We start from the raw sequence: 22,330 nt of genomic DNA, 5'->3' as shown, positions 1-22,330 counted from the left end.
TCGATCAGTTGACGGTCTCTGTTTCATTTAATTTTACAATGTGTCACATTTCACATCGCGAGGATTGTTATATATTAGGAGAGCTTCTAAGAGAGTAAATGTGAGAAGTGTTTCAACCCCGGGGAAAAAGAACAGAGATGGAGAAGAAGCATGCGCAAAAATTGGAGAATAGCAGTTCTACTTTTATTGGTCATGTCTCTCATCGGCGGCTGTATTGGGAAGAAGGAAGTGCTGGAACCGATTAAGCCAAGCAAGATCAAGCTGGTCTATCAAGATGAGGACGCATTTTACCGCGATTACGGAAAGTACTTCCATATGAAATATCCGCAGATTGAGGTTGAAGTCATTCCGCAGGTTCAGGTGCTCAAAAATCTCGGAAAGATGATTCGCGCGGATGAATACGAGGCGGAAGTAAAGAAGCTGCTCGAAGAAGCGAACGCAGATGTATATATGCTGGACAGCCGGATGTTAAAGGATTTGAATTTTACAATAGAAAAAATCAGGGTTCATTGTGAACTGCGCTTAAACAAAGAAGGAGAGCTAGAAAGATATGCATAATAGATGGAAAATAGCAATACTGATGCTGACGGTCATTTCTCTGATAAGCGGCTGCTTCGGCAAGAAGGAAGTGCTGGAGCCTTTGCAGCCAAGTAAAATCAAAGTGCTCTACCAGGATGAGGATGCATTCTACCGCGATTACGGAAAGTACTTTAATATGAAGTACCCGCAGATTGAAGTCGAAGTCATCCCACAGGTTCAAGTGCTCAAAAATCTCGGGAAGATGATTAGCGCGGAAGCTTGGGAAGCGGAAGTTAAGAAACTGCTCGAGAATTCGGAGGCGGATGTATACATGCTGAACGACACTACGTTCAAGCAATTCGCAACTGACGGCAGGCTCTATGGTCTAGATGAAGTGATAAGGCAGGACGGTTATGATATCGAGGGCTACATGCCGGGGCTCATCGATACGATCAAAAGTTTAGGTGACGGCAAGCTATATGGGCTGGCTCCATATGTGAGAATGAAGGCACTGTATTATAACACGAAATTGTTCGCGGAGAATCAGATCGATCCGCCTACGAACAAGATGACTTGGCAAGAGGTATTCAATTTGGCTGCCAGATTCTCTACCGTCAAGAATGGAGGCCGTCCGGTGCATGGCTTTTACCATAGCTATGGCAATATTGGTGAACTGATGTATGACATCGCCGATACCGCCGGCTTAAAGCTGATCGATCCGACAGGAGAGAAGGTATTCTTCAATTCGGATGGCTGGAAACAAGCAATGAGGTTGGCGACGGATGCCGTACGCAACAATGCGGTTTATTTCCGTCCTGAGAGTCAATTGTACTCCTCACAAAATGACTTTTACGATGGCGTGGCTGCAATGACAATATCTGGGCCTCCGACTTCATGGGGCTATAAATATCAGGAGCCTGTTGATTGGGAGATTGTCACTGTCCCAATTGAACCTGGGGAGGAATCAACAGGCGTGTATTTTGACGAGCTCTTCGCGGTTTCAGCCAACTCACAGAATAAGCGGGCGGCCTGGGAATTCGTCAAGTTTGCGAGCGGACCGGAGATGGCGCATGCCCGTTCGCGTACAATGGATGGCAAATTGCCAACACGAACTGGTTACTTGAAGGAATTTAAGGGGAAGAGCATGGAAGCGTTCTATATGCTGAAGGCCAAGGAAGGCAATAACATGTGGGGGAATGTTTCCAGATTTGAATTCTATCGAGTGTTTAATAAAACGCTGATGGAAGAACTTCAGGCCGTCATTGATAATAAGAAATCTGTGGACGAAGCGGCTGCCGCATTGGAAATTAAAGCGCAGGACGCACTGGTGCAGCTGCGTGAAAAGTCGAAAAAGAAGCCAACAGGCAGTTCATAACTCAAGATGGTTAAGGGGCACGTCATGCATGACGCTCGTAAATGTCAAGCCCGGTGAGCCGTTCGATCTCTCAAATCCTGAGGGAAGCGAGAGCACTATGGGGCAATAAGAACATCTAATAGATTGAGTGATATTGTTTATAACATAGACTAGGGAGAGTGTGAAATACGTGCTAAAAAAGTGGAAGATTTGTATAGTACTGCTGACAATGATATCACTTATAAGCGGCTGTTTCGGAGAGCGGTCAGAACTAGCGCCACTTAAAGATGGTAAGGGGAAGATCAGGGTCGTCTATAAAAGTGAAGATGCATTCTATCAGGATTATGGGAACTTCTTCAAAATGATGAGCCCTGATATTGACGTCGAGGTTATTAGTCAGGAGGAGATGTTCGGCGGTGCCGACAAAGAGGAATCATTCGATTGGAATGAAGAAAAAAGAAGCTCCTTGATAAGTATAAGCCGGACGTGCTGTTTTTGAATGAAAGCATGTTTGAGACCTTCGCTCAAGAAGGGAGGTTGTATGACATAGAGCCGGCCATTAGCCAGGATCAATACAAGCTGGACGGATTCATGCCTGGACTTATCGATAGGCTGCGGGCAAAAGGGAACGGAAAGTTGTACGGGCTTACTCCATCCTTTGAGACAAATGTCATCTATTATAATCGCAATTTGTTCAAGAAGTATCAAATCGAGCCGCCTAACGGGAAAATGACGTGGAAGGAGCTTCTTGATCTGGCAGAGAGATTTGCGAGCGTCGAATCAGGAAAGAAGCAAGTGTTTGGCTTGTATCAAACGAAAGGGCCAGCAAGTTTGATGTATGATATCGCCGCTGCATCGGGACTAAAGCTTGTTGACGAGAAATCAAGCAAGCTGTTGATCGATTCGGATGGTTGGAAGGAAGCGATGAAGATGACGGCAGATGCCGTCCGCAATCATGCAGCCTATGCGCCTCCCCCGATGAAGGAGGGCGAACAGCTTGATGGATACGACGATAGCGACTTTGAGAAACATAGAGACTACTTGAAACAATACAGCCGATCGAACGAGTTGTTCTACATAGGTCAAGCTGCAATGACGATTCAAGCACCGTGGTTTGCTTCCTTTTTGCGGGATATTCCCTACTATTCGAAGACACCGGAGATCGACTGGGGCATCGCGGCCGCGCCTGTTAATCCTGCTAAGCCCGATGAATCAGCTTACGTGAAATTATCGGAGATCTATGCCATATCTGCGGATTCTCCGAACAAGCGGGCGGCTTGGGAATTCGTCAAGTTCGTGAACGGGCCGGAAATGGCGCAGGTTGCAGGGAAGGCTATGAACGATACGCTCCCCACGCGGTCAGACTATTTCAAGGATTTTAGAGGGCGGGAAACGGATGCGTTCTATCTGTTAAAGCCAATGCAAGCCAGTGGAGTGTCTGATAAAAAGAGTATTCCGGCGGGTTTTCATTCCGAATTTGATGTTTTACTGTCGGATGTGCTGAAATCCTTGATTGACCAAGAGAAAACGCTGGATGAGGCAGTTGCTGAGCTTCAACTCAAGGGGCAAGAAATGTTGGATCGGTCACGGGAAAAAGCCAAGCAAGATCAATAAATGAATGAAAAAGAGATCAAGCTAAAAGATCGAGTGAAGGAACGAAAGTTCCCGCACTCGATCTTTTTTTGTTTACACTAGTATTGTGCTTTTTTGCTGGTACTTCCATATTGCCGACGACTCAAATTGAATACAGCCAGAAAGTTGTAATTGCAAGGAAGAAAAAGGTTATGTAATATATTTTATGGAAATATAATAGAGAGATTGTTCCAAACACTACATACAAATCGCCACTAGATCCACATCATACCTCTCTTCTACATCATACCTATCTACTTGTATGCTATTTTAGCATGTTCTGAATCGGAAAAATTCACAATTTTTTAATTTTAATGTCACATTTTCGGAATTCGCATCGTCATAGACGGTGAAAAGCACTTTTCGCATTGTAATCATACTCATTGAGGAGTTGAAATGCGTGACATTGAAGGAAAGAATACAAGAGCTCGATGCTTATCGGGCACTTGCAATCATGGCGGTTCTGGCGATACATGCGACATCGGAAGCGGTAGCATTAACGATAGGCACTCGTTCATATCCACTTTATTTAGTAGTGAATATCTTTAGTAAGTTTGCAGTACCCGTATTTATTTTCTTAAGTGGTTTCGTATTGTTTTATAATTATATGGACAAACCGTTAAGCGGCGGTGTCATCCGCCAATTTTACCGGAAACGATTACTTTACATTTTAGTGCCATACCTTGTTTTTTCTGTATTATACTTTGTCTTGCAGCTTTATCGTAATGGTGTGCTATTCCATTTATCGTGGTCGGTTGCTTATGATTTTGTGAGAGATCTACTGAGTGGAAGGGCATATACGCATCTGTATTATATTATTATTATCGTGCAGTTCTATGTACTGTTTCCACTTTTGTTAGCCATAATCCAAAAGATGCGCCAGGCCGTCCCAATTCTGTTCTTGGCCGCAGCATTGCTGCAATGGGGATTTATTATCGGCAATAAATACGGTTGGCAAATTCCAAGAGGAAATCTGGCAATCTCATATTTGTCTTACTTCATATTAGGGGCATGGATTGCCTTGCAATACGAATCGCTCCGTAATTGGCTCGTTCGCTTCACTAATGGATATAAGCAATTGTTGGGCTGGATTGTTTTATGGGGTGCGTGGATCATGCTCGGAATTTATCATGCATACATCTTTTACCGCGCGAATGTGAGCAAGATATTCGTCAACACGTTGTGGTATGAGCTCGTCTGGTATGTACATTCGATACTGTCGTGCATTATTCTTATTCAAATCTCATATGTACTATATTACTGCTGTGGGAGAAAAATATCTTCCTGGACGACCTCGTTGGGAGTTTGTTCTTTCGGTATCTATTTGCTGCATCCTTTGCTGCTCGCTATTTATCGAAAGATAGGTGTAAAAGGAAATACAATCGAGTATGCACTGTATATTGCAGGTGGCTGGATATTCGCGTTATTCGGCACTTGGTTCATCGTATATATCATATCGCGTGCAACTCCGTGGTCGTGGGTGGCATTTGGCGCTGTACCGGTTCATGGCAAGGAAAGCGGAAGTCGTATTGCAGGCAAGCCGCACCAAGAGGCGAATGCACCAAGCATATCGGAATAAATGAAAAGAGGAAGGTCTTCATCGCGAAGGTCTTCCTTCTTAATTTTAATGGTGGATTATGATTGAACGCTAGCTTCACGGGCGCCTGTTTTGTACATGAAAAAGCATTGAAGGAATAAACCTCCAACAAGAACCGCACCTGTAAAATAGGGGAGATTGGCAGGATTTTCATTCCGCTCAAGCAAGGCACCGAAGGACATTGTACCGATAGATCCTGCTAAATAGTTAATCGAACTAAGCAAGGCGATAGAAATTGTCGCGTGTCGAGGGCTGATTTCAACCAGTGTTTTTTGCTGGGTTGCAATGGAGGCCCACCCCGAAGCTCCCCACAGCATGAGCAAGAAACCGAGACCAGCCGCATATGGATGAACCATATCCATGAACATCATCGACAGCATTAACAGCATGATAAGAACAAGCATAATTGTTCTCGGACGCTTATATCGATCCATGATCGACCCGATGAAGAAGCTGCCGGCGATCCCGCCAAGCCCCCACAACCAAATGAACCAAATCGAATGCTCATATTCGAATGCAGAGATGATCTGATCCAAATATGTATACAGCCCTAGACTGCAAAAACTTAAAATTGCCGTAACGAGCATTACAAGCGTAATCTGTTTATTTTTGAACATCGACAATCTATCGCTCAATGTCGGCAAGCTGTTGCTCCGTATTTCTGGAAACCGGCTTGCGATTGCAATGATGCCAATAAGACCAACACATACAATTGACCACATTGTCAATCTCCAGTTATGCAGGGAAGAAATATAAATCCCAAGCGGCACACCGATTACCGTACCGGCACTCATGCCAAATAAGATCAAACTTAGAGCTCTGCCGCGATGCTGCTCGGAAGCGAGGTGAACTGCCGCAGAGGATGCTAATGGCGAATAGAGCCCGGCTCCGATTCCTGCAATTCCTCTAGATAGGAGGAAAATGGCGAAATTCTGCGTAACTGCAGTCATCATATTAGCAAGGGTGAACATCGATAGTGCAGCGATTAGAATATGCTTTGTGTTCTTTCGGCTCATCATGGCGGCGAATAGGGGAGCCGCGATTGCATAACACAACGTAAACGCGCTTACCGATTGCCCTGCTGTTCCAATCGATACGCCGAAATCTGCCGCAATAAGCGGCAATATTCCAGCCATGACATAGGCATCGACGCCTAAGGCAAACATGCCGAATAATAGTAATGTTATTTTTTTCATTTCAGCACCAACCTTTATATGATCTACATTTTTGATGCAATGAGCTGTTCAATGCCTATTGTAACGAGTATACTTATATTAGTGAAATTAATGTTTTGCATGGAAGGTATGAGGACATTTCATGACGATAGCACGCTATGAAGTATTCATGAAGGTAGTAGAGCAGGGGAATTTTACGAAGGCTGCTGAACAGCTCAATATGACACAATCTGCTGTCAGCCATGCAATTGCAAGTTTGGAGAAGGAGATCGGTTATGCGCTTCTGAATCGAAGCAAGCAAGCGAAGATAAGCACGACTGTACTGGCAGATCGTCTCATTCCGCACATGATGCAGATCCTGCGCAGCGAAGCAATTATCCGTGAGGAAATATCAGTGGAGAATCATCAACTAGAGGGGACATTAAAGATTGGCGCCTTTACAAGTGCTGCATCTCAATTACTTCCGCCTATGATCGCACAACTTAAAACAAATCATCCCTGTGTCAAGGTCGTCCTTTTTGAAGGTACCTATGATGAAATTCTTACATGGCTTACAAATGGAACGGTGGATATCGGGTTTGTAATGAATACGGAAGAGAAAGGTCACCTGCACAAAATTCTCATTCATGAGGATGAACTGGTAGTTGGTATGCCTCACAATCATCCATTCGCACAGTTGGAAGTGCTCGATATAAAGCAATTAGAGGGTATCGATTTCATCATGCCAAGGGCTTCCTATCAACGGCAAGTGCTTGCGTGCTTGACCGATCATAATGTGACGCCTAATGTGCTAATGGAAGTATTGCATTGTGACACGATTATCAATATGGCATCGCAAGGAATAGGAGTTACGATCGGGCCGAAGCTGCTGTTCCAGTCTTACGAGCAAATGCTCCATAAACCGCTCTTACAGGATACCAGTCGACCTATTTGTCTTGCCTATCGTATAGGCAGCCCCACGATAGAAGCTTTCCTTGTCAGTAATCAACTAGAATGCTAATCAAAGAACATATATACAGGCATGCAAAAACTCCCGCGAATTCCAGAATCCGCGGGAGTTCTGATTCATTTTTGTAAAGGCTGGCCATTACTAAATCGCTGCCGTGCATATCGATTAACTGATGGAAGCTTCGTAAATCGATTGGATGGAGCGGGACAATGTCTCATCGAATTGCTCCGATGTCTGCTGCGCAGTCAATCCAACGGACAAGGCGCGTGAGAAACTGGCAATTAAACCATGGTTGCGAGCCAATCTTTCATTTGCTTCTCCTTGATCGTATCCGCCTGACAATGCCACAACGCGGAGAACATGCGGATCTTCAATCAATTCACGATAGAAATCATCTGCTGTAGGGATGGACAGCTTGAGCATTACTTTTACGTCTTGATCAAGCGCCGCCAATTGCTTAAGAAGCTCATTCTTCAAGATTTGCTCGGATTGCTGTTTATCAGGGCTATAGATATCGACTTCTGGTTCAATTATAGGTACAAGACCCATCGACCAGATTTGTTTGCCGACTTCGAACTGCTGCTCGACGACTTTACGTATTCCTACTTCGTTCGCTTCTTTAATGACCGAGCGCATCTTTGTCCCGAAAATATGTTTGTCAACTGCTCGCTTTAATAGGTCGTCAAGCTCAGGCATAGGCTTCATTAATTGAACGCCCTGTTCAAGATCAGCCAAACCTTTATCGACCTTCAAGAAAGGAACGATGCCTTTCTTTTCCCACAAGTAGTCTGCGGTAAATTGACCTTCGATCGTCCGATCCATCGTATTCTCGAATAAGATGTCCCCAAAATATACTTCGAATCAAATGCCGAGCTCGTAATGATCCGTGTTCTCATCTCGTGAACGAGCTCGAACATTTCTTCGTCATTGGAGTAACGATCCTCTGTAATGCCATACTGCAGTAATGCCTTTGGCGTGCTTCCGCCGCTCTGATCTAATGCTGCAATAAAACCCTTTCCCGTATGAATTCGTTCCAGTTGTTCTTTGTTCATTGAAGATTCTCCTTCCTGTAAGTGGGATGGAGCTCTCAACGGAGTAGATGTTTCCATCCATCTGTTGAGGCTACAATAGAAACAGAACTTGACGCGTTCACATTAGCCTAGGACGGTCACACATATGCAGCCAAGCTGAATATAGGCTGTTGGGTTAGGCTTGTCCCGTACGTCAGGTAGAGTTTCCTTTATTGTACAACAAATTGTTGTATGACGCACGGTGTCAGATCAGAGCTGGCGGCATATTGCTTTAAAGAATGTTCTTATCGAATAACACGTCTAGCCGTAACAAAAGTTTTGTCCCAAGCGCTGCCTTTGAAGTTCGAGATCGTTACACCTACACCCTTTTTATAGGTGTGGATGACTTTGTTGTTGCCCATATATACAGATACGTGATTTATGACACCGTCACGATTTGTATCCGAGAAAATAAGGTCGCCAGGAAGCAATTTAGTTTTAGAAACCTTTATGCCAACCTTGGATTGTTGTCTTGAAGAACGAGGCAGTTTTATACCGTTTTTCTTGAAAATATATTGGGTAAAGGAAGAGCAATCAAACGCAGTTGTTCTTCCAGTCTTTGCACCAAATACATAAGGAGTGCCTATATATTTTTTCCCTGTTTGGATTACTTTATTCGCTACTGAAGTAGAGTATGCGGCTTCTGCCTTCATAACGGTAGCGTCGCTCAGAATGCTCCCCGATAAGGCGACCGTTGAGCAAATCCCGATACTCAGCAATGTTTTTCCAATTCTTGTTGTCATTAATTTGTTCATAGTATCCTCCTTATGGATGAGAAAATAGTATTAGCCGAATGACTGGGACTAGCATAGCACACCAAATTCCACCCATAATCTTCTGCGAAATCTGCAAACCAGCATTACAACAGGAAAAACAGAGCTTTATGATAAACAGATGAGAATAAGATTAAAAATGAAGTTGATAATGAGAATCAATATCTTTATAATGAGAATCGTTATCATAAATGTGATAATCATTCTCATATATTGAGTTATCAAGGAGGTATACATAATCAATGAAAGCTATACAGTACGGGGTCATTGCCCTAATGGTCATTGTGCTTGCTGCTTGCGGCAACTCGAACGGGGCATCTCCCGCATCAAGTCCGAACCCAGCGGCCGAATCTCCCGCAAGTTCACAAGATACGAATAGCCTAGCTGAGGAAAAAGGGGATCATGGAGAAGTAGGGAAGCTAATGCAGCAATTCGGCACGAAGAAGCCAGAGAAGATTGTGACTTTATCCGTGTCTATTACCGAAATCTTGCATGAAATTGGTGTTGTTCCAGCAGGAGTCCCTAAATCTAGCAGCAAGCTCCCAGAAGCATTCGAACATGTTCCGCGCATCGGTTCCTCTCACCAGCCTGATTTGGAGCAAATCGCTAAACTGCAACCGGATATTATCGTAGGACCAATGTCGATTAAGGACAGCATAGAAAAAAGTTGAAGCCAGCATCAATTCCGACTGCCTATTTGCCTGCGGATTCCTTAGAGCAATTGAAGCTAAGCACAACCGTACTTGGACGTGTGTTTGGACACGAGAATAAGGCAGAAGCCTATTTGGAGAAGATTCACCGTGAGGAACAAGCGATACTTGCTTCGGTGAAGGGCAAGCCTGCACCGAAAGTCATGATACTATTCGGTTCTGCTGAATCATTAATGCTCATGAATGACAATACATTTGCTGGCAGCATTGCTCGCAATTTGGGTGCGACGAATGTGCTGTCTGAATTCATGAAGAAAGCAGAAGACTATGTACCAATCAATATGGAAAGTGTAATTGCGGCCAATCCTGACGTTATTTTATTGGTTGCACACGGTGATCCGGATGCAATTGCCAAGAAGTTCGAGGATGATGTGAAGAAGAATGGAGCATGGGAGAAAATGAACGCCTTTAAAACGGAAAAATGAAGGCTCTGGATCCTCAACTGTATGGTATTGCGTCTATTGTGAAGGCTCCAGCAGCATATAAGGACATGGCGCACATTTTATTTGATAAATAAGGGGTTTCAGCTGCGTGAAGAAGAAAACATCAAGTTATAAATCCATTCTTCTCCTCTTAGCTGTTATATTGCTTGCCATTCTGACATTACTGTCCATCGGAATTGGAAGCGTACAGTTCAGTCCTAAGGAGACAATAGATGCCGTATTTGGAGCCGGAAATGACGTTTCCAATACGATATTGTGGGACATTCGAATACCAAGAGTACTGATGGCTTTATTTATAGGGGCTAATTTGGCAGCTTCAGGTGCATTAATGCAGGCGGTAGTCCTCAATCCACTTGCGGATCCAGGGTTGACTGGAGTATCAAGCGGTGCGGCTGTTACAGTATTGTTCATCATGCTGGCGATGCCAGGCTATTATTCGATGGTTCCAGTTGCCGCTATCATTGGGGGCAGTATCGCGGCGTTAATGGTGTATGGGCTAGCTTGGAAAAAGCATTTTGGATTAACTCCGGTACGGATCATTTTGTCAGGGGTTGCTGTAAATGCTGTCTTCGGGGGAATGATTGGCCTGCTGTCTATGATGTACAGTGATCGTCTTCCATCTGCCTTGCAATGGCTGAACGGCAGCCTATCGAGCACCGGAATGGCGGATGTGCTCGTCATTTTGCCATACTCCATAGTCGGATGGGCAGCAGCACTGCTTTGCATACGACATGCGAACATCTTGCGATTGGGTGAACAGGTAGCGCATAATTTAGGACTGAATTTGACTCATATTCGGATCATCCTATCTTTTGTTGCCATATACTTGGCTGCGATATCAGTGTCCACGGTTGGGCTTGTCGGTTTCGTTGGGCTTCTCGTACCGCACATTGCTAGAATTCTTATCGGATCTGACTATCGCTATCGTCTTCCGCTTAGCCTGTTTCTCGGTTCGATGGTGCTGCTCGTGGCAGATACCATTGGACGGACAATCTTCAGCCCGATAGAGATTCCTGCGGGTATTGTTATGGCCATGGTTGGCGGTCCGTACTTCTTATATTTGATGCGGAAAGGGGATGCCTGACTGATGCTGCAAGTGTCGTCTTTAAACATTAGGTATGGGGAAAAGAAGATCATTCGTGATTTTACACTAGATGTAAACGAGGGGGAGGTTCTCACGATTATCGGCCCCAACGGTTCCGGCAAATCTACCGTACTGAAGGCCATAACGAGGCTTATTCCTTGTGAGAGCGGCCGAATTTGTATTGCAAATCAGGAATTACAGCAATTCAACTCAAAACAACTGTCGCGTATCATGTGCTTGCTGTGCCAATCGAATATGAGTCCGGCGGATATGACTGTAGAGGAATTGGTAGGGTATGGGCGAATGCCGCACAAGAAATGGTATGAACGAATCAATGTGGAGGATAAGGAGATTATTCATTGGGCTATGGAGCTCACAGGCATGACTCTATTTCGTGAACGAAGATTAGTGACATTGTCCGGTGGAGAGGCGCAGCGTGCCTGGTTGGCAATGGCCTTGGCCCAGCGTCCCAAGGTGCTTTTGCTCGATGAGCCTACAACCTATCTTGATATTGCTCACCAACTAGAGGTACTGGAATTGGTTCGCACGTTGAATCGTGAGCTGAAGCTTACGGTCATCATGGTGCTGCATGATTTGAACCATGCCAGTGCATATAGTGATCGGGTGTGTGTGATAAAAGAAGGCGGGATTCGTATGTGCGGGACACCACGAACCGTATTCACTTCCGAACTAATAAGAAGTGTATATGGAGTAGATACAGATATTCAGGATTCTCCAGATGGAGAACATCCTCGAATACATGTGTTGAATAAATGGAATAAGGAAGCGAGGAATGTCAATGAAGCAGCAGGATAATGAAAAGATGAAGCGTCGATATATGGAGTTCATTGATAGTGTGCAATCCGTAACGCTCAGTACGATTGCAGAAGATGGAAGTCCGTTTGTCTCATATGCTCCTTATGTGAGAATGAAAGGCAAGCTGTATATTTACATAAGCAAAATTGCTCAGCATTATCGTTATCTTGAGGCAAATCCTCGTGTCGATATTATGATGATTGAGGATGAATCTAAGACCAACAATATGTTTGCGAGACAGCGTGCCCGGTTTGCATGCTTGGCTTCGAAGTTGGAGAGTGTAGCAGAAGATGCGATTTTCACACAATTCGAAACATCATTTGGAGCAAGCATGATTCAAATGCTTAGGGGACTTGATTTTTCATTATTTGAGCTGATGCCTACAGAGGGACGATACGTTGCAGGCTTTGGTCAAGCCTATGATATTGATTTGGAAGCTTTGCGATTTGATCATGTTGCTAGAGACGGGCATCAACAGGCTGATCAGATCAGCCCAACATAAGAGGAGGCCAGGACGATGACTTATGATACTGTATCCGTCATATGGGAGACGATTCAGGAACGATTCTATCATATGGTGAAGGAATTAACGGATGATGAATTAAGCTACGGAGTGGGCAATGCTACGATTGGCTACATGATCAGACACAATGCAGAAGTGGAATATTTGTTTGCGGAATGGTACTTTGGTCAAGAATTGCCAATGAATATGGAAATTCGAACAAGTCGGGGCCCAGCGGGAGACCCGAACTCGTATACTAGCATTTTCGAAATGCTCCAGTTAATCCGCGAATCGCAAGAGCATATTGGCCATGCAATGCGTGCTCTGCCTGAACAATCGTGGCATGTTCCCGTGAAGTCTCCTATGGGTACGATCACACCGCTGCAAGCGGTTGGACGGCTGCTATATCATACGAGCCTGCATGCGGGACAAATTGCGCTGCTTCTCAAGCATACGAATCCGAACTCAGTTCCGGCAAGAAAGCCAAAAACCGTATCCACTACCTTACATTGAAATCAGCCTTACGGTTGATTTCTTTTCTTTGTGTGGAGTATGATAGCACCCGAGAGAATTGATCTGGAGGATGATGGTAAATGATAACGTACCACAATTGCTCAGAAGTCGATATTTCTCTGGCTTACAGAGCGTTTACAGTTGGTTTTTCTGACTACATCGTGAAAATGGATCATTCGCAGGATTTGTTCATATCACGCTTCTTTGGCGCTGAGGGGAACCAATTGGAATATTCCTATATTGCGATGGATGAGGACAAGCCAATAGGGTTAATTTTGGGCGGATTGAAACGGTATGAGGGTGTGCTGACGATGCGGTGCGGTACACTTGCAGTACATCCTGATTATCGCGGTACTGGGGTCAGCTCAAAATTGTTCGAGCTGCATAAAGCGAACGCGCTTGCATGCGAGTGTAAACAATTATTCCTTGAGGTTATTGTCGGAAACAACAGGGCAATTCAATTTTATAAGAAGCTTGGTTACCGCAAAGTATATGACCTTCGTTACTATACGCTGCACCAACCGTTGCGTTTGACAGAACGAAAGGTTGAGGGGCTTGTAATTAAACCAATTGCATTTGACAGCTTCGAACACTACGTACAAAACTTGCGCATCGAGCATATCAATTGGCAGAATGATTTGGACTATATGAAGCGGTCAGAAAATAATACCTATGCTGTCGCTTATCTGGACGATATGATCATTGGAACGGTATGTATGAGCGATTCTGGCAAGGTTAGTTTTCTATATGTAGATGCCGGTTATCGACACCAAGGAATTGCGACAAGTATGCTGGCAAAGCTTGTAGAGGAGAAACAGCCTGAACGATTATCGATATCATTCCCTAACAATCATCAGTTGGAAGGTTTTTTGCGAAGTCAGCGCTTCGAGAAAAATCAGCTTGAGCAATTTGAAATGTATTGCTTCTGTGAATGATAGGATAAATGACTTTCTCATAGAGCAGGAGTAGATAAGCCTAAATAAGGTCAATGAACTAAAGGCACCTGTACAGAATATGATGATGATATGATCAAGAGAGGAGATGTAGGCAATGACATTATTATTGCGTTTTAGTACGATAACGAGAGGTGCAATTACGTTCACCGGGAACTCACTTGGAATAAGTCGCGGCTCTGGTATTTGTACACCGGGTACGACTGATGCAATCGGCTCCTTTATTATCAATGATCCGAACTCGGTGTGCGGCACGGTTCCGTCCAGTCCATCAACTGGCGGGGGAACGACAAATAATTATATGCTGAATTTTTCAACAAATTCGCTCGTTCTCCCTTCAGGAAGTACGGTTGTGTACGCTGAACTCGTATGGGGCGGATCCTATTTAATCAACACCGCTGGCGGGGAAGACTTATCAGCCCGCTTGAATGACCCCGTCAGATTCAGCACACCAACAGGCATGTTCAATATCGAGCCAGGGACATTCTTCAATTATGCGATTAATTCTGAGGGAGATATGGCCTATGTGCGATCAGCGAACGTAACTGCGCTTGTTGCGGGAGGCGGTGCGGGCACATACGGGGCTGGCAGAATCGTTGGAACACTGGATCCGGACCCGAGAGGAACTAGCTTTGCCGGGTGGACACTCGGGGTCGTATACGTGAATCCTTCATTACCTTACCGCAGTATGACTTTATATGTCGCAAATTCGCCGATTCAAGTGGGATTTCCGCCAGAGAATGAAATGATTGGGAACTTCCAAACCCCTTCAGTTGGGCCTATTAGTGGGCGATTGTTCGTTAGCGCGCAAGAAGGAGAGGCTTCAGTTGCCGGTGACTTCTTACGATTCGGACCCACTCTGGCTAACCTTACAACGCTTCCGCAGCCCGCAGGATTTACGAATAACTTTTTCCAATCCCTAATTTATGATGATAACGGGAATATTAACCCGACTGCTACATTCGGCGATCGCAATCCGACACCTGGTCAGCCAGGGTCGAATATCATTGAAGGTAATCGCCAAGGCTGGGATATTGCCAACGTTGACATTGTTCCAGGCCTTATGAATGGGCAAACTTCTGCGATCCTTCAATTCGGAACGAATCGCGACGGATATGCCATCAATCTGGTGGCGATTCAAATTGATAATATCCCGCCAACCTTGCTGGTGGAGAAGAACTCCATCCCGGATACAGTAACTGTTGGAGAAGAGATCGTATACACCATTGTCGTCAGCAACGATGGAGATTCCCCGCTTGAGAACACCGTACTTACTGACCCGCTGCCGGCGGGCGTAATGTTTCAATCCGTGCAAACCACACAAGGTACGGCATCGTTTGCCGCTGGCACGGTTACCGTAGATATCGGGACGATCCCTGTTGGTCAGAATGTAACCGTCAATATTACCGTGCTGGCAACAGCGGCTGGATTCATTACCAATATAGCTTCGGCCCAAGCAAATGACACAGGAATGATTTCCTCATCCGCAAGCAACAATGTAAATCCGCTTCCGCCTCCAATTCTAGAAATTGAGAAATTTGACTCTCCTCCAATCGTCGCCGTAAATTCAGAGCTCGTCTATATTATAGTTGTCTCCAATATCGGGGGGAGCACAGCAACCAACGTAATTATGAATGATCCGCTGCCGGCGGGAACCACCTTTGTATCTGCTGAATCGGATCAAGGTACGATTTCGTTCGACGGCACGACAATTACGAATGACATTGGTTCACTAGCCCCAGGAGAGACTGTGCGCATTACTATCGTCGTAATCCCAACGGTTACAGGCACGGTCTTGAATACGGCAACGACTTTTTCCGATCAGACTGAGCCGGAATCCGATACAACAGAAACGCAAGTTATCGAACAACCGATACTTGAGTTAGTGATATCAAAGTTCGCTGGACCGGATCCCGCAACTGTCGGTGAGGAGCTTGTGTACACGATTGTCGTGTCTAATGAAACAACAGATTTATTAACCGGAGTGGAAGTTGAAGATATGCTGCCAGCCGGTCTCGTCTTCGTATCTGCCGAAACTACGCAAGGAACCGTAGCTGAAGTGGCTGGCACGGTAACTGCATTAATTGGCGCCCTTGCTCCAGGTCAGTCTGAAATCATCACGATTACGGTTATTCCTACAGCTCCGGGCATCGTAACGAACACAGCTACAGCGACATCTGATCAGACGCCTCCAGTATCATCCACGATTGATACAACCGTCAATGCGCTTCCTCCTGCCTTTTTAACCATTGAGAAACTTGCCAAACCGGATCTAGTAACGCTTGGCAATGAAGTCACATTTCAAGTGACGGTGTGCAACATGGGAGAGACAGTGGCAACAAATGTGGTTGTAGTGGACACATTGCCTACAGGCGCTGAAGTCACTGTCATTCAGGTATCTGAAGGCACATTCGTGCAGGCGGGGCAAACGATAACAGCATCGTTCGGCGCCCTTTCCCCTGGGTCATGCGCAAATCTGACGATTGAAGCCATTGTATCTGCAACAGGAACATTAACGAACACAGCAGTGGTGACCGCAGATAATGTCGAAGACTCTGAAACAGCAACTGCAGATGTTACGGTATTACAGCCGCTCGCAATTTCGAAGCAAGCTTCAAGCAACCCAGCACTTCTCGGCAGTCCGCTGCAATATACAATCAGTGTCGCGAATTTAGGGGAGCTTCCTCTAACGAATGTAATCGTAAATGATGTCATTCCCCCTACGGTCGAATTTGTCAGTGTTCAATCTGAAGGAGGTACCTGTTCTGTATCTGGGCAGACCGTCACTTGTTTCTTGGGTACATTAGAAGGGCAGCAAGAACAGACGATTGTCATTACGGTCATTCCTTTGTTAGAAGGGACGGTTACCAACAGCGCTACTGCACAGGCAGATAATACGCCTCCTGTTACAGCTACGGTTACGACGCTCGTTGTTCGTACTTTAGAGTGTATTTCTGTCAGTAAACTGTTCGATTGGGTGGTCAATCGGAGTGATTTTGTCGTTGAAGAGTCTATTCCGGAAGACTGCAGAGCTTTCGTAGAACAAGCAATTGCTGGCGGTAGGCAAGTGCTTGTGAGCTGCAATGTAGTGCCAGTTTCGGGAGAATGCAGCGTCACGGTTGTAAAGCGGCTGCCGCTGCCCATTATCGGATCGCAAGCAGCTATTGTATTGACCACGTGCTCTGCAGAAGTAACTATTACATTAACGGATAGCGGAACAGGAGAAACATGTACGTTTACACTATTAGTCAAGAATAACGAGAAAGTATCACTCTGCTTACCACTCCCATTAGATGAATCCAACATTGCTTCTCAAATATTCGATATCCATTGTGATGCTCGACTCACTGACAGCTTAACGATTGAGCTGCAATTGGATTGGTGTTTGGAACTTGTAGTGAAATTTATAATACCGATGATGGTTGAAGCTACATTTTGTCAACCTAGAGCATTAATACCGATACCAGAGGTATGCAGCATCAGCTTTCCAAAACAATGCCCAGAAGTATTTCCGTTTGTGTAAAAGAATAATGGACTTACATTTTGCAGAAAACTCATGCTCGCATGAGTTTTTCTTTTGTTCAACAGGATTGAATCCGGAGCAGGATTCTGATTTTGCTTCTCATCTAAGTTCATATGATAAGTTCAAATCATACGCAGCGCTTGTGATATAATTATTGCTGCAGATTATAAAATGAGGAGTTGATCGTCATGCAGTATCGTCGTCTCGGCAAGAGTGGATTGAAGGTATCTGTGCTTGGATTAGGAACTAATGCATTCGGCAAGCGTGCAGACAAGCAGGCTTCGACTCGCATCATTCATCAGGCATTAGATTATGGCATTAACTTTATTGATACAGCTAATATTTATGCGGGTACTGAATCTGAACGTATTATTGGAGAGGCGCTCTCAGGAGTCAGGCATAATATTGTGCTAACAACGAAGGCCGGGTTAATTCGGGGGGAGGGGCCAAATGAGAGGGGTTCATCGCGTTTTCACTTGCAGCAGGAATTAGACAGCAGCTTAAAGCGACTGAACACCGATTATATCGACTTGTATCAAATACATACTTTCGATCCGCATACTCCGCTGGAAGAAACGCTTAGAACGCTTGATGATATGGTTCGTTCCGGCAAGGTTCGATATATTGGAGCATCGAATTATGCGGCTTGGGAGCTTATGAAGGCTATAGGCATTAGTGAACGGCTAGGCCTCAATCGTTATGTGTCCATGCAGACGTGCTATTCATTGGCCGATCGAACCCCAGAGCAGGAGATGGTTCCACTTTGCAAAGATCAAGGAATAGGGATTATTCCGTATTATCCGCTTGCAGGGGGAATTCTGACCGGGAAATATCGTATTGAAGAGCAAAGGCCAATAGGATCAAGAGCAGATACTGATCCAAACTTCCACCGATTTTTCAATAAAGAACGTTTCGCGTTAAGTGAGCAGGTGAATGAATTGGCAGCTGGTGCAGGATGTACCCCAAGTGCACTTTCACTAGCTTGGCTCATGCATCAGCCTTGCGTCTCGACCGTTATTGTAGGAGCGACGAAGGTGGAGCAGCTGCATGACAACATAAACAGTGTTGATGTTGAATTGAAGATGGAGCAATTGGATCGGTTGGATCAGATAAGTCGTCCATTCCGATTCGGTGAACCGTTTGCGGCTTATCGATTGCCTGAATAATTCGGGCTCAGGAACTCGTCTCTATTTTCTAGAGACGAGTTTTTTATATCAATGGGACTGACCCCATCACAATATGGAAAACTGTACCTTTTCAATGAGGCGCATTATTTGTAATCTTGAACACGAAAGAAACGGCGCCGACAAGGCGGTTCAGATATGAAGGGGGTTAGCTTTGATTTATGGTACATTTACATCCAACACTTGATCTGTCAACAGAAGAACAGATGGAGTTAGGGAAATATGCGATCGATCAAATCTGTCATTATCTTGAACATACGGATGAGGTAAACGTATCTCCCGAGTTAAACCCAACAGAAATTGTACAGTATGCGGAGCAAATCGATTTCCACAACCCAGTTACACCGAAGGAAGCTGTACATTACATTGTAGAAGGGTTGCGGAGATATCAGGTACATACGGCACACCCGGGATATTATGGCTTGTATAATCCGCGTCCGAACTTTATGGGAATCGTGGCAGATACGATAACGGCAGCCTTTAATCCGCAGCTGGCTGTTTGGAGTCATGCTCCTCTGGCAGTTGAAATTGAGAACTATGTATTGCGAGAGTTCGCTGTGCGATTCGGCTACCCGCGAGAAACGTCAAATGGAACATTTACGACGGGAGGAGCAGAAGCTAATTTGACAGCCGTACTTACAGCTCTCAGCGATCATTTCCCGGAATATACAACGAAAGGGCTTGCAAGCCTGGATAAGCCCCCTGTAATGTATGCTTCAAGTGAGAGCCATCATTCCTTAGTAAAAGCGGCTCGTGCCTGCGGATTGGGTACGGATTCTATCCGAAGTATACGATCGAATGCATCTTTGCAGATGGATGCGGAAGCGCTAGCCCTTCAAATACGGCAAGACCGCGAAGCTGGCTTTGCCCCTTTTTTGATTGTGGCTACGGCTGGAACGACAGGTGCAGGGGCCATTGACCCGATTGCGCATATTGCGGAGCTGGCTGAACAGGAAATGATATGGCTGCATGTTGATGCAGCGTATGGCGGTGCTATGATATTGGCGCCAGAATTGGCCAATTGGCTGCAAGGAATTAATAGGGCAGATTCCATTACATTCGATGCACATAAATGGCTGTCTGTACCAATGGGAGCAGGTATGTACTTCACCCGTCATCCCCATATATTGCAGCAGACCTTCCGAATGACAGCGGACTATATGCCCAAGGAAGGCACCGAATTGGAGACGTTTGATCCATACACCCATTCCATTCAGTGGTCACGCAGATTTATCGGGCTGAAGCTATATATGTCGCTTGCAACGGCGGGATGGGAAGGGTACCGGTTACTCGTACAACGACAGATTGAGAGCGGCAATTTTTTGCGGCAGGAGCTTGAACGATCGGGATGGTCGATTATGAATGATACGATAATGCCAGTTGTTTGTTTTAATGATCAGGCAGCATTAGCAAATCATGATATGGATTTCGTGCGATTCATACATGAGAAGGTACTTGCTACAGGCAAGGCATGGATCTCGATTTTCACCATACAGGATACCCCGGCGCTTCGTGCTTGTATTACCAATTTTGATACGACCGAACAGCATATGAAAGAATTGATTCACCTACTGAACGAGGCTCGGCAGGAGTATATGACGAAAATTCCATCCTATAATGGGATGATTTACTAAGCAGTTCATATTGCTTAATTCGATGAGGTCAACTATAATGTAACCTACAACTTTATAACTGGATGAAGTTTGCGGGAGATAGACAACACGTCTAGCCGAAGGGGTAAGCTCTCAGGCGCTTGGCATACCGAGCAGCAATTGCGAGTATGTATAAGCAGGACCGTAAATGGACAGGACTCTGGAGAGACTCCATCATTGGGGCACCGAAGGGGCAAGACGAATCGCATTGATCGAATCGTTAAAACTCTCAGGTAAAAGGACAGGGATGCAGATGCATAGGAAACATAAGTTTTATTTGGGTTGTATTATCATGTTCCTGGCGAAAGCTTTTTTAATTCTGCACGCATGTCCCCAGAGTCAAATCATACGATTTGGCTCTTTTTATTATTCAAGACGAGGGGAAATGATTTTGCAATGATTGAACATTGGTTAGACAAATTGAACAGTTTCGTATGGGGGGCGCCGCTTCTTATTTTGTTGGTAGGGACGGGGATATTACTCACAATTCGTTTAGGTGTCCTTCAATTGTTTCGCTTGCCGCTTGCCTTGAAGCTCATATTTAAGTCAAAAAACGAGGGGGCTGGTGATGTATCCAGCTTCGGTGCGCTTGCGACTGCACTTGCCGCCACAATCGGAACGGGGAATATTGTTGGTGTTGCGACTGCAATCAAGGTAGGGGGACCAGGTGCGTTATTTTGGATGTGGGTCGCTGCTTTCTTCGGAATGGCTACCAAATATGCGGAGGGGCTGCTAGCCGTTAAGTACCGCAATATTGATGATAATGGACAAATACTCGGTGGGCCAATGTACTATATTGAGAAGGGCTTAGGCATGAAATTCAAGCCTTTGGCTGTGTTCTTCGCCATTAGCGGCGTGCTGGTCGCACTTCTTGGAATCGGTACCTTCCCGCAAATTAATGCGATTGTTACCTCTACTGAGACGAGTCTTGGTGTGCCGGCAATTGTAACTGCGGTCATTGTTACAATTGTTACTGCCCTTGTTACAATCGGGGGGATTCAAAGTATTTCGCATGTGACGACTACGATTGTTCCTGTTATGGCTATCATTTACTTCATCGCTAGCTTCGTCGTGCTCATCACGTTTGCGGATCAGATTCCCCATGCAATGTCCTTAATATTCCATGGGGCATTCAATGCGACTGCAGCTGGAGGAGGTTTCCTCGGCGCCACGGTTATGATGGCGATACGCAACGGAATCGCGAGAGGGGTATTTTCGAATGAATCCGGTCTCGGAAGCGCACCGATTGCTGCAGCAGCTGCCAAGGTGAAATGGCCAGCCGAGCAAGGTCTTATTTCGATGACGGGGACATTCATAGATACGATTATCGTATGTTCGCTGACCGGCTTAACCTTGATCGTAACCGGAGTCTGGAATGGCCCTATGGAAGGTGCTGCTTTGACACAGGCTGCATTTGATGCAGCATTGCCATATGGTTCCTTTGTACTCACGCTATGCTTGATATTGTTTGCCTTTACGACAATATTAGGATGGAACTATTATGGCGAGCGCTGCATGGTTTACTTGTTCGGCGTGAAATCGATCCTGCCTTATCGGCTTGTCTTTATTGCAATCATTGGTTTTGGTGCATTTATAAAGCTCGATATGATATGGAAGCTTGCAGATATCGTAAACGGGTTGATGGCATTGCCGAACTTGATCGCACTGCTTGGGTTGTCTGGCGTAGTCGTTCATGAAACGCGTCTGTACTGGAAACATAAAGAGACGGAAAAATAAATGTTTACATGTAATACTGGTGAGAAAAAGCTGGCAAATGACACGAAAGTGAACATTTGCCAGCTTTTTTTTTCGCGAAAGGAAACTTTTTGCCAATCTTATGCATCTAATTAACAGCTAGTCGCGTGTATGGGGTAAAGAAGG

At 45.2% G+C, this 22,330-nt stretch carries 19 protein-coding genes, 1 pseudogene and 1 riboswitch; of the genes and pseudogenes, 17 read left to right on the top strand and 3 right to left on the bottom strand.

The window, feature by feature from the left end; genetic code table 11:
• The first annotated feature begins 150 nt into the window (after window positions 1–150).
• From PAV_RS20045 to PAV_RS20030, 5 genes are all read left to right on the top strand, one after another.
• Window positions 151–558: a hypothetical protein gene (locus PAV_RS20045; protein WP_005549350.1), complete on the top strand. Its 408-nt coding sequence runs from the start codon at window positions 151–153 to the stop codon at window positions 556–558.
• Window positions 551–1,894, top strand: a complete 1,344-nt coding sequence (locus PAV_RS20040; RefSeq protein WP_005549348.1) for an ABC transporter substrate-binding protein — start codon at window positions 551–553, stop codon at window positions 1,892–1,894. The genes PAV_RS20045 and PAV_RS20040 overlap by 8 nt, the downstream gene beginning before the upstream one ends.
• A 169-nt stretch (window positions 1,895–2,063) precedes the next feature.
• Window positions 2,064–2,372, top strand: a complete 309-nt coding sequence (locus PAV_RS36385; protein WP_238555872.1) for a hypothetical protein — start codon at window positions 2,064–2,066, stop codon at window positions 2,370–2,372.
• A complete protein-coding gene (locus tag PAV_RS20035; protein WP_420798670.1) occupies window positions 2,360–3,487 on the top strand; it encodes an extracellular solute-binding protein in 1,128 nt (375 codons plus the stop codon). Before PAV_RS36385 ends, PAV_RS20035 begins: the two co-directional genes overlap by 13 nt.
• A gap of 418 nt (window positions 3,488–3,905) precedes the next feature.
• Window positions 3,906–5,084: an acyltransferase gene (locus tag PAV_RS20030; RefSeq protein ID WP_005549343.1), complete on the top strand. Its 1,179-nt coding sequence runs from the start codon at window positions 3,906–3,908 to the stop codon at window positions 5,082–5,084.
• 56 nt (window positions 5,085–5,140) lie between these two features.
• Here the strand turns inward: PAV_RS20030 and PAV_RS20025 are convergent, their stop codons facing one another.
• Complete coding sequence (locus PAV_RS20025) at window positions 5,141–6,298, bottom strand: MFS transporter (protein WP_005549340.1); 1,158 nt, start codon at window positions 6,296–6,298, stop codon at window positions 5,141–5,143.
• A gap of 121 nt (window positions 6,299–6,419) precedes the next feature.
• On the opposite strand from PAV_RS20025, the gene PAV_RS20020 reads away from it, so the two are divergent.
• Window positions 6,420–7,277 (top strand): LysR family transcriptional regulator, encoded by an 858-nt coding sequence (locus tag PAV_RS20020; protein ID WP_005549338.1) that lies wholly within the window; start codon window positions 6,420–6,422, stop codon window positions 7,275–7,277.
• 114 nt (window positions 7,278–7,391) lie between these two features.
• Here PAV_RS20020 and PAV_RS20015 read toward each other — a convergent pair.
• Window positions 7,392–8,278 (bottom strand): annotated as a pseudogene (locus PAV_RS20015) (fructose bisphosphate aldolase).
• A 263-nt stretch (window positions 8,279–8,541) separates the two neighbouring features.
• Window positions 8,542–9,051: a C40 family peptidase gene (locus PAV_RS20010; RefSeq protein WP_005549336.1), complete on the bottom strand. Its 510-nt coding sequence runs from the start codon at window positions 9,049–9,051 to the stop codon at window positions 8,542–8,544.
• A 260-nt stretch (window positions 9,052–9,311) separates the two neighbouring features.
• Here PAV_RS20010 and PAV_RS36940 point away from each other — a divergent pair, with 260 nt between their 5' ends.
• The 11 genes from PAV_RS36940 to PAV_RS19955 all read left to right on the top strand — a co-directional run bounded on the left by PAV_RS36940 (window position 9,312) and on the right by PAV_RS19955 (window position 22,186).
• Entirely contained in the window at window positions 9,312–9,740 is a 429-nt protein-coding gene (locus PAV_RS36940; protein WP_005549333.1) for an ABC transporter substrate-binding protein, read from the top strand.
• Entirely contained in the window at window positions 9,737–10,204 is a 468-nt protein-coding gene (locus PAV_RS20005; protein WP_005549332.1) for an ABC transporter substrate-binding protein, read from the top strand. Before PAV_RS36940 ends, PAV_RS20005 begins: the two co-directional genes overlap by 4 nt.
• Before the next feature lie 106 nt (window positions 10,205–10,310).
• Entirely contained in the window at window positions 10,311–11,306 is a 996-nt protein-coding gene (locus PAV_RS20000; protein WP_005549330.1) for a FecCD family ABC transporter permease, read from the top strand.
• A gap of 3 nt (window positions 11,307–11,309) precedes the next feature.
• A complete protein-coding gene (locus PAV_RS19995; RefSeq protein ID WP_005549329.1) occupies window positions 11,310–12,122 on the top strand; it encodes an ABC transporter ATP-binding protein in 813 nt (270 codons plus the stop codon).
• The gene (locus tag PAV_RS19990; protein ID WP_313903339.1) at window positions 12,100–12,624 is read left to right on the top strand and encodes a HugZ family pyridoxamine 5'-phosphate oxidase; all 525 of its coding nucleotides are present in this window, start codon (window positions 12,100–12,102) and stop codon (window positions 12,622–12,624) included. The genes PAV_RS19995 and PAV_RS19990 overlap by 23 nt, the downstream gene beginning before the upstream one ends.
• A 15-nt stretch (window positions 12,625–12,639) precedes the next feature.
• Window positions 12,640–13,137 carry a DinB family protein gene (locus PAV_RS19985; RefSeq protein ID WP_005549326.1) on the top strand — a complete coding sequence of 166 codons (498 nt, stop codon included), beginning with the start codon at window positions 12,640–12,642 and terminating at the stop codon, window positions 13,135–13,137.
• 80 nt (window positions 13,138–13,217) lie between these two features.
• Window positions 13,218–14,072 carry a GNAT family N-acetyltransferase gene (locus PAV_RS19980; protein ID WP_005549323.1) on the top strand — a complete coding sequence of 285 codons (855 nt, stop codon included), beginning with the start codon at window positions 13,218–13,220 and terminating at the stop codon, window positions 14,070–14,072.
• Window positions 14,073–14,187: 115 nt separating this feature from the next.
• The gene (locus PAV_RS19975) at window positions 14,188–17,613 is read left to right on the top strand and encodes a BMQ_0737 family morphogenetic spore coat protein (protein WP_005549321.1); all 3,426 of its coding nucleotides are present in this window, start codon (window positions 14,188–14,190) and stop codon (window positions 17,611–17,613) included.
• A gap of 188 nt (window positions 17,614–17,801) precedes the next feature.
• Window positions 17,802–18,779: an aldo/keto reductase gene (locus tag PAV_RS19970; protein ID WP_005549319.1), complete on the top strand. Its 978-nt coding sequence runs from the start codon at window positions 17,802–17,804 to the stop codon at window positions 18,777–18,779.
• Between the two features lie 179 nt (window positions 18,780–18,958).
• The gene (locus PAV_RS19965; protein WP_005549317.1) at window positions 18,959–20,431 is read left to right on the top strand and encodes a pyridoxal phosphate-dependent decarboxylase family protein; all 1,473 of its coding nucleotides are present in this window, start codon (window positions 18,959–18,961) and stop codon (window positions 20,429–20,431) included.
• Window positions 20,432–20,599: 168 nt separating this feature from the next.
• Window positions 20,600–20,704, top strand: a riboswitch (glycine riboswitch).
• Window positions 20,705–20,845: 141 nt separating this feature from the next.
• Window positions 20,846–22,186, top strand: coding sequence for an alanine/glycine:cation symporter family protein (locus PAV_RS19955; RefSeq protein ID WP_005549314.1), 1,341 nt, complete (start codon window positions 20,846–20,848; stop codon window positions 22,184–22,186).
• Window positions 22,187–22,330: the final 144 nt, after the last annotated feature.

Source organism: Paenibacillus alvei DSM 29 (assembly GCF_000293805.1).
In the GTDB taxonomy this organism is placed as follows: Bacteria; Bacillota; Bacilli; order Paenibacillales; family Paenibacillaceae; genus Paenibacillus_B; species Paenibacillus_B alvei.
Note: the sequence above shows the minus strand (reverse complement) of the source record. Positions and strands in the feature narration are given on the sequence as shown.